We start from the raw sequence: 14,663 nt of genomic DNA on the forward strand, positions 1-14,663 counted from the left end.
ATTTCCAGCGGTAATTCCGCTTTCTCCTCATCCGATCGTTATCCGCAGCCACCGCTTCCACAACCGCAAGAACCGCCGCTTCCACAGCCACTGCCTTTTGGATTCGGATCATTGCTTGGCACTTTCACGGATTCCGAAACAGCATCTGCAATGATACGTGACACTTCGTAAAGCATCGTATCAACCTCATGCTCCGCTTCCTTAAATTTACGGACGCATTCGAATGTTTCGAGCTCCGCTTGTACAGCCGCGACACGATCCTTCGCCGCATGAAAATCCGGGTGAAACCTGCCGAACCGTTCACAATCAGCGAATTGCTCTCTCGCCTTCGCAAATTGCTTAACAACAGCCTGTACCTCTGCGTCATTATCCACGATAGCCTTCCAATATAAATAATCGGCGACTTCCGCCGAATGGTTAATACTGTCTCCTAAATCGTAAGCTTCCATCAACATGCCAGTCATATCGATTGATTCAAAATATCCGCTGTCCGTGACCGCGTTAATTTCTATATCTGGCTGATTTTCTACCGTTGGCATCCATACACCTTCCTTCGGATGTAATTAAATAAGGTTCTTCTTTACTATACCATTATAGATGGCGGAACGATAGAGCATGGTTATACCGGCTTAGTATCCGCATATGCAGATGGAACAATAATCCTCATTTCTTCCCACATATGGGGAGATAAGTCTACAGGCACTATAGCCTCGTCGGTTTCGCCACGCAAAAAACCCGATACCTCCCAACGGTCAGCGTATCCATTCAGCCGCTCTGGCACAAGCTCAACAAGGCGGCCTTCGGTTTTGATTTCAATCGGCGCACCCCACGCCAATGCGCTCTCCACCATCTGCCGACGAGTCGAGTGGTGATAAGCACGCAGTTGCCCGGTCCATGATGAAGGCCATTGCGCCGGCACAGCCGCATGCTGGCCCTCCCCATTACCTTCAGCAAATTTAGCGGGCGATACTAGCTCATAAATATGAAGCGCCTTCGCATCAACGACGAATGGCCCTGCCTCAACCAGCTCCCGCGCGGCTGATCCTTGCTGTAACGCCGGCATTGCCAAGCTATTGTTTTTGGCTAATGGCCAGCCCGCCCGCTCCAATTGCTGGCGAAGCTTGGCCACATCTGCAGGCTGCACGATGAAACAACGTTCACCAATCCGTTCCGTAAGCAACCCGGCAAGCGCTGGGTGGCAAGAAGCGGCATCAGCAGTGTCAACCGTATCACAACGCAGCAGCAGCACTTCTTCAAGTGAAGTACGATTTACACAAGCTGCCCAATGTTGGATTGCACGTACAAGTTCATCAGGAACAGGCAACCCGCCTGAAGCCTGATGTAAGGTGTCCAACAATTCGCTGGCATCGATTCCGTCTTCCACAGCATCTGCAATTGAACGGCTTGTCAGCCTGTATATTGAAACCGCATCGTCACGAATCCATTGCGCAACTTGCTCTAACGTCCATCTCAGCGCGTAACTAGCGTTTGGGGAGACGATGAGTTCGCCATCTGGCAGTGCGATCAACGGGATATCTTCTGTTAACTGAGCCTCTTCTGCTGCAACGGGCTGTTCTGTTGCCCACGGGTCGATCAGCCAGCAAAAGCGCGCAACGCCGTTATCCTGGACAGTTATGTTAGCCCACCCAAACGCATTCATTACATGTATCCAACGATTCTGTGCGTCCGCCAAAGGCAGTTGTGCCGCATACTCGATTGTTGGTTCAAGCAAAAGCAGTTCAGAAACAAACAGTGCCAGCTCGCAGCTTTCCAAACCATACGCCATCGTAACTAAACGCAACAACTCAGCCTCGCGCAGCACTGGGCTTCCAGCAAGCCACTGCTCCAACTGCCCATCATCCCAGACGTATCCAGCTTCCCCTTCAACCCTTTTCAACAAACCAAGCTTAGCTGCTATGTCCAGCACGAACGCGAATGGAGCGGGATAATGCTCATGGTGAACCGGCTCAACAAAGCCGAACAACCATACGATATCGTCGGCTTGCTTCCACGCAAGAGCCGACAGCACGTCCACGATTGTTTTTTTAGGAAATAATCCTTTAGCAGTCAGCTTTAGATCAGTCCGTTTGAGGGCAACATATGCCCGGAGCAACCTGCGGCCCAGCGGAACTTGTCCGTTCGAACGGTTTAGAGCCTCTTCACTCTGATCGCTTGCTGTCTCTTGAGCTTTCCAATACGTCTCACTCAAGCCTTGTACGCGTCTCCAGGCCATATAGCTGTCACGCGGAAGGAACAATAAACGTTCTCCCCAAGATTTGCGAACCGCAAACAAAATGCCGCCCTCACACAACTCTCGAAGCGCTGCCCTTACTTCAGATCCAGCCAAACCCGTTTCACGGGATCCAGCAATATGAACCCGCTCCTCCTGCATCGGCGTGGGACCAACCTTTTGAATCCAGTAAGCTAACAATCGCTTGCCATGAGGCGACAGCCGTTGTTGTGCCATCCTCAGCAATTCAGGCACAAGCGCAGCATCTGGCCACTGTACCGTTTCGGTATTGGGCCAAATGGATGCGGCTTGCACACGTTTCATCGCATCATCAGGCATTCGGCCTGTCCAGTATGTAAGCATCATAATCTTTCCTCCGCTTCTGCTCTTGCCACAGTCATGTCATACCGATAACCCTGCTCTGTCATAAATAGCTGCCTCTTCAGCGCGTAGTCAACCTCTTTGGTCCCTTCTGACACGAGCGTATAAAACACGGCCGTGTTATGCCCCTGCTTCGGGCGCAGCAGCCTGCCGATTCGCTGGGCTTCCTCCTGCCGGGATCCAAACGTGCCAGACACTTGTACGGCTATTGCAGCATCGGGCAGGTCCACAGCGAAATTCGCAATTTTTGATACGACAAGCACAGGATGTTCTCCCTTTCGGAACGCATCATAGATTTGAGCCCGCTCGTTATGGCCCACTTCACCTGTCAGTAGCGGTGCATCTAACGAAAGGGCAAGCTGCTTCAGTTGGCTGAGATAAGCGCCGATAACAAGAGCCGGTTTCCCTTTGTGGCGTTCCAACAGTTTACGGACAACGGCTGCCTTATTCGGATTTTCCGCTGCCAATCGGGTCTTGGTGCGGGCATCGCTCGACCAGTAGTTTTGTTCCGCTCCATTAGGCAACGGCACACGTACCTCTTCACATCGAAGCTCGGCGATTTGCCCTTGCCGTTCTAGCTCCTTCCACGGCAGTTCATAACGCTTAGGACCAATTAACGAGAAAACGTCTGTCTCTCGCCCATCTTCACGAATAAGCGTTGCTGTGAGCCCGAGCCTGCGGGTCGCCTGAAGCTCTGCAGTCAATCGAAAAACAGGCGCTGGCAGCATATGGACTTCGTCATAAATAATAAGGCCCCAGTCCCGTTCATTAAATAAAGCCATATGGCGATACCCCCCTTCGGTCCCGCCATTGGTCGCCAACATATTGTAAGTAGCAATGGTTATAGGCCGGACTTGCTTTGCCTGTGAAGAATATTCACCAATCGCTTCCGCCTCCAGCGTAGTCTTGTCCAACAATTCCGACTTCCACTGCCGCACAGAAGTTAGGCTGGATGTGACGATAAGCGTCGCGCATTGCAGGCGGGCAACAGCCCCGATACCGATGACCGTCTTGCCCGCGCCACAAGGCAGCACCATTACCCCGCTTCCGCCTGCTACAGATCCCTCCTGATGAAACCGTTCAATCGCCTCCTGCTGATAATTCCGCAGCACAAAAGGCGCTCCAGTTCGCGTTCTCGAACGCAGCGTTAAAGCAAGCAATTCTCCCGAGCGATATCCGGCATAATCCAATATGGGATAGCCTAGACGGGCTAACTCCCGCTTAATAGCGCCTCGCCGGTCGCCACGAATGCCTAGAGCCGCTTCGCTGCTATTGGAAGCGATATGCGTTTGAATCGAAGGCTCCATTCGAATGGCCGCTATTAATCCTTCGTCTCCAGAAAGGACAAGCTGATCTTCTGCATCGCGGTCCAATCGCAGGCGCCCGAATCGTTCCATTAATAATCTAATCTGGCCTTCGGCTTCCTTAGCCATCGTGTATCGGTTAAATCGTGCAAGTGAATCCAGCACTTCATTGGCGGCCATGCCCGATGAGGCTGCGTTCCATAACGATAACGGGGTAATACGGTAGGTATGCATAAAACTCGGGCTCTTCTCAAGCTCCGCAAACCGTACCAGCGCCTCTCTAGCTGCATGGCTATCTTGTGTCCGCTCATCAAGCAGAACAGTCAGGTCTGCAAGCACAATGAGCGGCTTGGGCGCTCTAGCTGAAGTTGAAGATGTGTGCAATTCCATCACTCCGCATCTGTTCAATCTTTAACTTTATTAGTTTGAAAGAAATGAGGAATTATTATCCGTATTTATGCAAAAGAAAAAACGCCTTTCGTTCCGACTGAGTCGGAACGAAAGACGCTTTTTCTTTACTATCCTGCTGGTGCAGTTCCCGAAGCCCGATGCTCCGCCATGCCAATTAATAGCCTTGCCGCATGCAGCATTGCACGCTCGTCAATGTCAAACCGGGGATGGTGATGTGGATAGCTCGCCCCACAAGCGTCGTTGCCCGCACCGACGAACATGAAGCAGCCAGGCACCTGTTGCAAATAATAAGAGAAATCTTCGCCCGCCATGATTAGCCCGGAAAGCTGTACCGCCTCATCGCCAAACAATCGTTTCGCAACCGACTGGAAGCGTTCCGCTTCCCCATCGTCATTAACGACCGCAGGATAACCTTCGCGATAATCCAGCGTAATCTGAGCGCCGAACATCTCTGCAATATGTTGGATGACCGTCTCCATACGCGATCGTATTCCCGCTCGCACTTCATTGCGGAATGTGCGTACAGTGCCGTGAAGAGTGGCCCGCTCAGCAATAACATTTCCTGTAGTGCCCGCTTGAAAGGAGCCTACCGTCACAACAGCTGGCTCAGTCGGATCCACATTACGGCTAACGATCGTCTGCAGCGACTGCACGAGCGATGCACCGGCTACAACAGCATCTATCGTTTGATGAGGCAATCCGCCATGCCCGCCTTTGCCTACAATTTGAATCGTAAATTCGTCTGGCGCTGCCATGAACGGCCCGCCTCTGGATGCAAGCGTTCCATAGGGCAGCGGAGTCCATAGATGAACGCCATATATGGCTTCAACACCCTCCAGCGCGCCATCCTTAATCATAGGTACAGCACCGCCGGGGCAAAGCTCTTCGGCTGGCTGGAACAGGAATCTTCGGGTGCCTTTCCAGTCCGAACGATTATGTGCATAAGTACGCGCTATTGCAAGCAGCGTAGACGTATGGGCATCGTGGCCGCAGGCATGCATCACTCCTGGCACAGCAGATGCATAGTCGCAAGATTTGGCATCTTCTATAGGAAGTGCATCGATGTCTGCCCGCAACGCGACACACGGGCCAGCTTCATCACTAGATAACTCTGCAACAACGCCATAACCGCCGACGCCTTCCTGCACGTCGCAACCGAATGAACGCAGCATCTTTGCAATCCATGACGACGTTTGTTGCTCCCGGAACGAAAGCTCGGGATTACGGTGCAAATAGCGGCGCCACTCGACCATATCCGCATACGCAGCTTGCAGTTGTTCTGACGGATCCCATCGTGCCGGCATACCGTGTCCCCTCCCTATCGCTTCAATCTTTCATATGAAATCAATTGTACCAGAACAGAACCATTGAAGGGTAGTCCAGCAACGATATCCGCCCTTGTTGTGCAAGGCTTGCGCGTAAAGGGGAAACATACTATCATGGGTAAAGAATACAATCCCCATCATCCGCCAATTGGCAGATGACAGTGACAATTTCTCTTTTGAACATTAGGAGGTCAACAACAAATGATTATCGAAAATACGGGATTAAACGGCATGACGAGCGATCTGGGCCACTTAGACGAATCGGCGGACAAGCTCGGCTTCGTTAGATGGCAATGGGAGTACACTCGCGCTACATACGACCTGAAACTGGAAGATAAATCGAATAACGAAGTATACTTCGTCCGGTTTAACACGCGCGCGATTGAAGGCAAACTGGAATCGTCCAGCGCCATCCTTTCTATTGAATCCGTATACCTCGGCCGCGGCACATTCCCGCATGGCCTTGATTATGAATCGCAAGTTCCGCAACAAATTTTGAGCATCGCGACACAACGACTCGAGCAATTGCGCAAACTGCTCGCTTAGCGGAAATCAGGATATGAAGACAAAGACGGGAACCACATCGAAAGGTCGACCTGATTTTTTGCTGCTCGTGCTCATTATTCTGCTCGTCGGCTTCGGTCTCGTTATGGTTTTCAGCTCCAGCTCCAGCATTGCGGTAGCGGACTCACGCTACAATTACGACTCCCTATACTTTTTGAAGCGTCAGATCATGTTTGCATTCTTCGGCCTGATTGGCATGTTCGCTTGTATGAACATGCCTTATCTGTCGTTTCAAAAAGGGATCGGCATGCTGTATATTGTAGGATCGCTTGGTTTGTTAGCCATCGTCCCTTTCATTGCAACAGAGGTGCATGGCGCGCGAAGCTGGCTCTACATCGGCAGCTTCGGCATTCAACCGACCGAATTCGCCAAGCTTGCGCTCATTCTATACCTCGGGCGGCTGATCGCCAAGAAAGGCGAAACGTTCCGGGACTTCAAACGAGGGCTGCTGCCCGTCTTCATCATTCTCGGATTGTTTTGCGGCTTGATCATGAAACAGCCCGATCTTGGCGGCTGCGTCATTATCGCAACAACCGCGGCGTTCATGATGGTTGGCGGAGGAGCGAACTTGAAGCAGCTTGCCACCTCTGGGCTTGTCGCTGTGACTGGCTTCGTCCTTTTCTTAGCCGTTTCAGCCTTGTTCGACTCAGATGCGTCATCGTATCGGATTAACCGCTTCACTTCCTATCTGCACCCACTTGATACTGCACAGGAAAGCGGGTTCCATCTCGTTCGATCCTTGGGAGCGCTCGGCCATGGCGGCCTAACAGGAGCGGGCTTTGGGCAAAGTGTTCAGAAGCTGGACTACTTGCCATTCCCATACAATGACTTTATCTTCGCCATTATCGCCGAAGAGTTCGGCTTTATCGGAAGCGTCGTATTCTTGCTCGTCTTCCTGCTCTTCCTGTGGCGCGGCTTGATCGTCGCCCTTCGCTGCCCGGACACTTATGGGACAGTCGTTGGCACGGGAATTGTTGGCCTTATCGGATTCCAAGCATTCATTAACATCGGCGGCGTTATTGGCGCCATTCCGATAACTGGCGTTACGCTCCCCTTCATCAGCTACGGCGGGTCTTCCATTATCGTCGTTCTGCTCTGTATGGGCGTGCTTCTAAGCATATCTCGAGAATATTACCGAAGTGACCGCACGGTTAAGGCCTCATCCCGATAAACAAAATGCCCCTCAACCAGCCTGCTGGCCGTTGAGGGGCATTTTATCATCATTGCTGTTATTTCACGCGGGAAGAATCTACGTCCACTACTTCTTCTTCCTTGAAAGCTACGCCTTCAACTTTAATATTGACTTCAACCACATGAAGGCCAGTCATATTCTCGACTGATTCACGTACGTTTAATTGCAGTTGGCGGCTAACCTCATGAATCGGAATGCCATACTTTACGATAACGCGCAGATCGATTGCAGCTTCGAGCTGGCCGACCTCCACCGACACGCCTTTTTGGACATTTTTACCGCTTAGGCGCTTCGCAAGCCCTTCAGAAATACCGCCTGACATTGCAGCTATTCCTGGCGTCTCTAACGCAGCCAATCCAGCGATCGTAGCGACGACGTCGTCGGATATTCGAATAAGGCCGGTTTGAAGTTGTTCAGTCATGTCGCTCACTCCTCATCAATTTCCATTTGATATTATTGTAATGGAACGACCGCTTCGAATCAAGCCGCGAATGCCGTCGAATATGGGAAAGTTTACATGAAAACTAATTTTTAGTATAGTATTGTTCAGCTAACGCACAATGTTGTAAAACGAGGTGTTCAATTGTGAGACAGAAACTGTTTTTTCTAGGCTTGATTGTTATGTTTGCCTTGAGCGCGATCGGCCATTTTGGCCATTGGGATATGACGCTGCAATTCGTTATCTCCGCTATCGCAATCATATTCGTCGCTGGCTTCCTTGGCAAAGCCACAGAAAGCGTCGCACATTATGCTGGCCAAAGGCTAGGCGGCTTTCTTAATGCGACGTTCGGCAATGCAGCCGAATTAATTATCGCGTTTTTCTTGGTCAAAGAAGGGCTGTTCGATATGGTCAAGGCGAGCATCACCGGTTCGATCATCGGAAACCTGCTGCTCGTGCTAGGCTTAAGCGTCCTGTTTGGCGGCCTGAAGTACAAGGAACAAAAGTTTAACGCACGGCTCGCCGACCATAATGGCACGTTGATGACGCTTGCTATTGTCGCGCTATTCGTGCCTGCGGTTTTCGTGAAAGTGGAGCATTTCTCGCTCGATAAGGATAAGATGCTCAGCATCGCTGTTGCGTGTATTCTCATCGTATGTTATTTGCTCTGGCTCGTCTTCTCAATGATTACGCACAAAGATATGCTGGCGGATGAAGAAATGTCAGCCGATCATGGCGAAGAGCCCGCTTGGTCCAAAGGCGTATCCGTTCTCATGCTCGTTGTAGCTACCGTTATGGTTGCCTTCGTCAGTGAGTGGCTCGTCCATACCCTCGACTCGTTTACGCACAAATTTGGGCTATCAGAGCTCTTCGTAGGCGCATTCGTAATTGCGATCGTCGGCAATGCGGCAGAACACAGCGCTGCGATTATGTTGGCGATGAAAAACAAAATGGGCGCAGCTGTGGAAATTGCAATCGGAAGCAGCTTGCAAATTGCTTTGTTCGTAGCTCCTGTCCTGATCTTGGTAAGTACGCTGGTCAATAAAGGCTCCTGGATGGACATCGTCTTTTCGCCAATTGAGCTTACTGCAATAGGGGTATCCGTATTCGTTGCCAAATCGATTTCCAAAGACGGTTCAACCAACTGGTATGAAGGTGTCCTATTGCTCATGCTCTATGTCATACTCGGGTTTGCGTTCTATTTGGTCTAAAGGCTGGCGCTCTTAGCCGCAATCCGCTATAATAGGTAAAGAAACCGGTTGCCCACTAACCTTACTTACACAACTTAAAGGCAATGTTACCTGTGCAAACCACGTAGGTACAACCTCGGACGTCAACTTGGCGAACTCCGGGGCTGTGCCTTTTTTGTTTTATGCAGCCTATTGGCCTGCCTCATTACCTTCATCATGTAGAGGAGACAATCACGATGCTAAAAGAAGCGATCTATCATCGCCCCAAGCAAAATTGGGCGTTCGCATACAACTACGAAACGGTGATTCTCCGCATTCGCACAAAACGGGATGATGTACAATCCGTGGAAGCCATCCACGGAGATAAATATGATTGGGATAAGACAGTTACGGCCTCTTCGATGCGCCTGCTTTCTTCTGACGCCCTGTTCGACTACTGGGAAGTGTCCGTCAAGCCCCCATTCCGCCGGCTTCGATATGCCTTTAAGCTCAAGGGATTAGACGGTGAGACAGTCTACCTGACAGAGCAAGCATTCGAGACCGAAGCTCCAGAGGACGCAATGTCCTTCTTCGATTATCCGTATTTAAATCCAATTGACCTATTCCAACCGCCTGCATGGGTGAAGGATGCGGTGTTCTATCAAATCTTCCCGGAACGCTTCGCCAACGGCGATCCATCCCTTAATCCAGAAGGCACTGAGCCTTGGGGCGGAGAGCCTACGCCTTCGAATTTCTTCGGCGGGGACCTTCAAGGGGTCATCGACCATTTGGACCATCTCAGTAGCTTGGGCATCAATGCCATTTACTTTACGCCTGTGTTCCTAGCTCCTACTAATCACAAATACGATACAACTGACTACATGCAGGTCGATCCTGCTTTTGGGACCAACGAGCTGTTAAAGCAGCTTATCTCAGACTGCCATGCTCGCGGCATTCGCGTTCTGCTTGATGCCGTATTCAACCACGCCGGGCGAACGTTCCCGCCGTTTGTTGACGTATTAGCCAACGGAGAAAACTCCCGTTATGCAGATTGGTTCCATGTTCGGGAATGGCCGATCGGCGTAAAAGACGGAATTCCTACGTATGAAACATTCTCCTTCGCTCCGACGATGCCGAAGTTGAACACCGAGAATGCCGAAGTGAAACAATATTTGCTCGATGTTGCAAAATATTGGATCGAAGAGATTGGCATTGACGGCTGGCGCCTTGATGTGGCGAATGAAGTCGACCATGCCTTCTGGCGCGAGTTCCGGCAAACGGTGAAGCGTGCGAATCCTGAAGCCTATATTTTGGGCGAAATCTGGCATGATTCTCTCATGTGGCTGCAAGGCGACCAGTTCGATGCCGTTATGAACTACCCTTTCACCAATGCCGTGCTCGACTTTTTCGCCTATGGAAAACGCGATGCGAAACATTTTGCCGACGCAATTGGCCGCCAGCTAGCGGAATACCCGCAGCAGGTAACCGAAGTAACGTTCAATTTGCTGGATAGCCACGACACGCCTCGCTTGCTCACGCTATGCGGTGACGATGAACGCCGAATGCAGCTAGCTGCATTGTTCCAGCTCACTTATCCGGGCACACCTTGTATCTACTACGGCGATGAAGTCGGCATGAGTGGCGAAGGCGATCCGGGATGCCGGCAATGTATGGTATGGGATTCAGCTAAGCAAAACCAATCGCTATTGAAATTTTACAAGGATGCCTTATCGTTACGTTCACGTTATGCCGCACTTCGAGGCGTTGGTTTGCAGTTCGTATCCGCAGAGCGCAAAAGCCATGTGCTTGCATACGAAAGATTCGACGAAAACGAACGTTTATTCATCGTTATGAACGTTTCGGATCAATCTGTTCAGTATGCGCCACCTGCCTCCATCAGCAACTTAAACTGGGCAGATCAATTATCCAGCGGTGTGGCACAGGCCGGCACAGGCACAAATGCTTACAGCATCTCGCTCGAACCATTTGGATTCGCCGTTTTTGCACAACAATAGGCGCGATTCCTCTCTATCAAGACCACTTTAAAGTGCTAAAGTAGGGTTTTACCTCCTACCTTAGCACTTTTTTTGTATTTTTTTCTAGGAAAATGGACAGAAATAGCCTGTCTATTTACAATAATCGCTACTTGCTATAACATAGGGGCAGTAACATTTCAAACGATTGCACAGAGAGGCTGTTGTCGTTATGGTCACAATCAAAGATATCGCAAGAATCGCAGGGGTATCCCCTTCAACTGTTTCGAGGGTTGTATCCAACCACCCGCGAATCAGTTTGGATACTTCACGCAAAGTAAAAAAAATAATGGATGAGCTTGGCTATCATCCGAACGTCATGGCGAAGAGCCTCGTCTCCAAAACGACGAACACGCTCGCCATCCTGTTGCCTAGGCCAGCAGAAGAACTATTCCAGAACTTCTTCTTCGGGGAGCTTCTTCGCGGTATTCTGACTCAGGCGAATCGCGCGGGATATGACATGCTTATGACGACTGCAACGAGCGAACACGATGAAATTGAAACAGTATCGAGGCTTGTGCGCGGCCGGCGTGTCGACGGTGTCATCCTGATTAGCTCCCGAGTGAATGACCCGATTGTCGCGTTTCTTGTTCAGCAAGCGTTTCCTTTTGTGCTTATTGGACGCAGCGACTCTTATCCAGACGCATTATCCGTCGATAACGACAATAAACAAGCCGCCTTTGATGCAACACAGCATTTAATTAGCCAAGGGCATGAGCGAATTGGTTTTGTAAGTGGACCGATTAACTTAACCGTATCCGGAGATCGGCTTAGCGGCTACAGCAGCGCTTTGGAAGCTGCCGGCCTGCCCGTCCGCCCTGATTGGATCGTTGAAGGCGAATTTTTGCAAGAGAGTGGCTATCGCGCAATGTCACTGATCATGAGCTTGCCGGAGCGCCCTACTGCGCTTGTTGTCATTGACGATATCGTTGCTTTTGGCGTTTTGCGTGGTTTGAACGAGCTTGGCTATTCGGTTCCCGATGACATTAGCCTCGTGAGCTTTAATAACATTGCTCTTTCAGAACTGGCTACGCCACCGATCAGCTCCATTGATATCGGCACTTATCAGCTCGGTTATATTGCTGCGCAGACACTTGTGCGTGCTGTTAATGATGAACCTTCCCACCAGAAACAAATCATTATTCCGCATCGTCTCATGATCCGCGAATCATCTTTAATGACTACGAATAAGAGAGGCTGAATGTTAAAAATGAACGCTAACAAACCCTATCTAATTGACGCTATCGTTGGTAATGGATCTATGCTCGCCGCCTTTGGGCGGTCGGGCACGCTATATCGGCTATGGTGGCCGCATATCGACTTCCCCCAGCATGCCGATGCTGCTCGTTTCGGAATCCGTTTCGGCAATCGCACCGAATGGCTTGACGACGCGAACAACGATTGGTCCAGCGAAGCTGACTATGTAGCGCGCACGAATATTTTGCAAATCAAGTCCCAAAGCACGCAATCTCCAATTCGCATCTCGAGCCGTTATTTTGCTGTCCCTAATCGTGATCTCCTCGTTATGGAACATACCCTTACGAATAGCGGCAGCTCACCAATTGACTTTGAGTGGCTTCTATTCTCATCGTTCCACATTCGGGAAAGCCAGCTCTATAACACGACATTATTTGAGCCTTCCGAGGATGCTTTATTGCATTATCGTAGCGGTACTTTTTTTGCGCTTTCTAGCGCAAACGTGTGCACAAAGTTCCAAGCAGGGCATGCATGGGAAGCAGCCCACACAGGCGAGCTTAACGGAAACGTTATTGACATGCAGCCAGATGGCGCATTAGCATGGAGCTTCCAAGCTTTGCAGCCAGGCCAATCCGTTACTGTTCCCGTTTACGTTGCGGTTGGCAGTGATCGCCCTTCTGTCTGGAAAACGTTGCAGGAAGCAAAATCACAGCCTTCTGAGGCTTGGGTTCAGCTCACGACAGAATACTGGCATCAATATTTGGCGGAAGCTGCGCCATGCCCGACCGATCTGCCGGGTGTCAAGCAATTGTACGAACGTTCACTCCTCATGTTTAAACTGATGTCCGATGAGCAAACAGGAAGCATCGTAGCAGCTCCTGAGTTCGACGAAACCTTCTCCCGCTGTGGCGGCTATGCTTATTGTTGGGGACGCGACGCTGCTTTCATCACAACTGCGCTAGACCAAGCAGGCTTGTACGGATTGTCTGATCGCTTCTATGATTGGGCACTGACCGCTCAAGATCCGGACGGTTCATGGCAGCAACGCCACTATCATGACGGCTCGCTCGCACCATCATGGGGCTTGCAGATCGATGAAGGCGCTTCGATTATCTGGGGCATGTGGCAGCATTATCAAACGAAGCAGGATCTCGCATTCGCGCAACGTGTATGGCCAGCTGTCGCTAAGGGCACGAATTTCTTGCTTTCGTATTTGGACGAAGAAACAGGGCTTCCATTGCCAAGCAACGATCTGTGGGAAGAGCGTGAAGCCGAGCATACTTATTCTGCTGCTGCCGTATTTGGCGCATTCCGTGCTGCCGCTTCCTTCGCAGAGCTTCTAGGCGAACAATCCAATCGTGACGCATGGCAAACTGCGGCTGACCGCATCGCTTCTTCCATCGAAAACTTGTGCTGGAACGAGGACAAAGGCAGCTTCTATCGCGGTTTGAAGCTCACGGCTACACAATCGCAATATGAGGAAGCAATCGCTGCTGGCAAAGGCGCTTATGCAACAGCAGGGCTTAAACAGTACACTCGCTATGTGCTAGAGCATGATCCAATCGTAGACATTAGCTTACTCGGCATTTCCGTTCCATTTGGCGCAGTAGCAGCCGATCACCCATACATGCAGCAAACAGCGGATACTATCGAGCAATTGCTGACGAGCCCTAACGTTGGCGGCATCAAACGGTACGAGGATGACAACTACATTGGCGGCAATCCATGGATTTTGACAACGCTATGGCTTGCTCACTACCGGATTCAAACTGGCCGCTATGATGATGCTAAGAAGCTGTTGCAATGGGCAATTGACCATCAAACCGAGACAGGGCTCCTGCCTGAACAAATTGACCAGCATACGGGCGAAACCGCGTGGGTTGTTCCACTGACGTGGTCACATGCCATGTTCGTATTAGCAGTTACAATGCTCGAAGAGCATGGACAATGGTCCTAATATAATCTTTTGTACAATCGTTTGAACAACTTGGACAAGGCTAGGGAATATTCCCTAGCCTGTGTTTATATTATAGGTCTTATTCCCTGATTCACTAATTACAAAAAAAAAGCAGCCTCGCTAGCGAGACTACCCCTTGTTATTCAACGCTTCATACAACTTCGCCAAATTCCGTTCCAGCTTACTGACGATGTCCCGGCCAACTGATTCATCAACCAGCCCCGCTCTCACCGCAAAATCAACTTCACGTGAAAAGCCATACATCTGCGTGTCCAATACTTCCTCATAAAGTGGGCATTGGCGAGTCGTCAAGTTTTCCATCTGGACTTCAATTAGCTTTTCAATTTTATTGGCATCTTCCTCGAGAAGATTGAATGCTTTCTGATGCAGACGCTCCATAACATCCGGTGAAGACATCGTTTTCCCCCCTGTGCGCATTCTTCGCCGTCTTCTATATTCTT

The 14,663-nt window shown here is 50.5% G+C and carries 12 protein-coding genes; 6 read left to right on the top strand and 6 right to left on the bottom strand.

Annotated features, from left to right (window positions below):
• Positions 1-38 precede the first annotated feature (38 nt).
• The 4 genes from GON22_RS01275 to GON22_RS01290 all read right to left on the bottom strand — a co-directional run bounded on the left by GON22_RS01275 (position 39) and on the right by GON22_RS01290 (position 5,630).
• Positions 39-539 (bottom strand): YlbF family regulator, encoded by a 501-nt coding sequence (locus GON22_RS01275; protein WP_160394308.1) that lies wholly within the window; start codon positions 537-539, stop codon positions 39-41.
• A gap of 80 nt (positions 540-619) precedes the next feature.
• Entirely contained in the window at positions 620-2,596 is a 1,977-nt protein-coding gene (locus GON22_RS01280) for a helicase-associated domain-containing protein (RefSeq protein ID WP_160394309.1), read from the bottom strand.
• Entirely contained in the window at positions 2,593-4,299 is a 1,707-nt protein-coding gene (locus GON22_RS01285) for a DNA repair helicase XPB (protein ID WP_237178922.1), read from the bottom strand. Before GON22_RS01285 ends, GON22_RS01280 begins: the two co-directional genes overlap by 4 nt.
• Positions 4,300-4,433: 134 nt before the next feature.
• On the bottom strand, positions 4,434-5,630 hold the full coding sequence (locus GON22_RS01290) for a M20 metallopeptidase family protein (protein ID WP_160394311.1): 1,197 nt from the start codon (positions 5,628-5,630) through the stop codon (positions 4,434-4,436).
• Positions 5,631-5,852: 222 nt separating this feature from the next.
• Here GON22_RS01290 and GON22_RS01295 point away from each other — a divergent pair, with 222 nt between their 5' ends.
• Positions 5,853-6,197: a YugN family protein gene (locus GON22_RS01295; protein ID WP_006036458.1), complete on the top strand. Its 345-nt coding sequence runs from the start codon at positions 5,853-5,855 to the stop codon at positions 6,195-6,197.
• Positions 6,198-6,210: 13 nt separating this feature from the next.
• A complete protein-coding gene (gene ftsW / locus GON22_RS01300) occupies positions 6,211-7,386 on the top strand; it encodes a putative lipid II flippase FtsW (RefSeq protein ID WP_160394312.1) in 1,176 nt (391 codons plus the stop codon).
• Between the two features lie 58 nt (positions 7,387-7,444).
• On the opposite strand, the gene GON22_RS01305 is transcribed toward ftsW, so the two are convergent.
• A complete protein-coding gene (locus GON22_RS01305) occupies positions 7,445-7,828 on the bottom strand; it encodes an Asp23/Gls24 family envelope stress response protein (RefSeq protein WP_160394313.1) in 384 nt (127 codons plus the stop codon).
• Between the two features lie 164 nt (positions 7,829-7,992).
• Between GON22_RS01305 and cax the strand changes: the two genes are divergently transcribed.
• From cax to GON22_RS01325, 4 genes are all read left to right on the top strand, one after another.
• On the top strand, positions 7,993-9,057 hold the full coding sequence (gene cax / locus GON22_RS01310) for a calcium/proton exchanger (protein ID WP_160394314.1): 1,065 nt from the start codon (positions 7,993-7,995) through the stop codon (positions 9,055-9,057).
• A 215-nt stretch (positions 9,058-9,272) separates the two neighbouring features.
• A complete protein-coding gene (locus tag GON22_RS01315; RefSeq protein ID WP_160394315.1) occupies positions 9,273-11,030 on the top strand; it encodes an alpha-glycosidase in 1,758 nt (585 codons plus the stop codon).
• 190 nt (positions 11,031-11,220) lie between these two features.
• Positions 11,221-12,249, top strand: a complete 1,029-nt coding sequence (locus tag GON22_RS01320) for a LacI family DNA-binding transcriptional regulator (RefSeq protein WP_160394316.1) — start codon at positions 11,221-11,223, stop codon at positions 12,247-12,249.
• Entirely contained in the window at positions 12,250-14,202 is a 1,953-nt protein-coding gene (locus tag GON22_RS01325) for a glycoside hydrolase family 15 protein (RefSeq protein ID WP_237178923.1), read from the top strand. It abuts the gene before it with no gap.
• Positions 14,203-14,331: 129 nt separating this feature from the next.
• On the opposite strand, the gene GON22_RS01330 is transcribed toward GON22_RS01325, so the two are convergent.
• Positions 14,332-14,619, bottom strand: a complete 288-nt coding sequence (locus tag GON22_RS01330; RefSeq protein WP_160394317.1) for a YlaN family protein — start codon at positions 14,617-14,619, stop codon at positions 14,332-14,334.
• Positions 14,620-14,663: the final 44 nt, after the last annotated feature.

This window comes from Paenibacillus sp. MMS18-CY102, from assembly GCF_009789195.1.
Taxonomy (GTDB): domain Bacteria; phylum Bacillota; class Bacilli; order Paenibacillales; family Paenibacillaceae; genus Paenibacillus_T.

Coding starts and splice junctions, on each gene's coding strand:
- GON22_RS01325 (WP_237178923.1), top strand. CDS start 12,250: ATGTTAAAAATGAACGCTAACAAACCCTATCTAATTGACGCTATCGTT.
- GON22_RS01330 (WP_160394317.1), bottom strand. CDS start 14,619: ATGTCTTCACCGGATGTTATGGAGCGTCTGCATCAGAAAGCATTCAAT.
- GON22_RS01280 (WP_160394309.1), bottom strand. CDS start 2,596: ATGATGCTTACATACTGGACAGGCCGAATGCCTGATGATGCGATGAAA.
- GON22_RS01315 (WP_160394315.1), top strand. CDS start 9,273: ATGCTAAAAGAAGCGATCTATCATCGCCCCAAGCAAAATTGGGCGTTC.
- GON22_RS01295 (WP_006036458.1), top strand. CDS start 5,853: ATGATTATCGAAAATACGGGATTAAACGGCATGACGAGCGATCTGGGC.
- ftsW (WP_160394312.1), top strand. CDS start 6,211: ATGAAGACAAAGACGGGAACCACATCGAAAGGTCGACCTGATTTTTTG.
- GON22_RS01275 (WP_160394308.1), bottom strand. CDS start 539: ATGCCAACGGTAGAAAATCAGCCAGATATAGAAATTAACGCGGTCACG.
- GON22_RS01320 (WP_160394316.1), top strand. CDS start 11,221: ATGGTCACAATCAAAGATATCGCAAGAATCGCAGGGGTATCCCCTTCA.
- GON22_RS01290 (WP_160394311.1), bottom strand. CDS start 5,630: ATGCCGGCACGATGGGATCCGTCAGAACAACTGCAAGCTGCGTATGCG.
- GON22_RS01305 (WP_160394313.1), bottom strand. CDS start 7,828: ATGACTGAACAACTTCAAACCGGCCTTATTCGAATATCCGACGACGTC.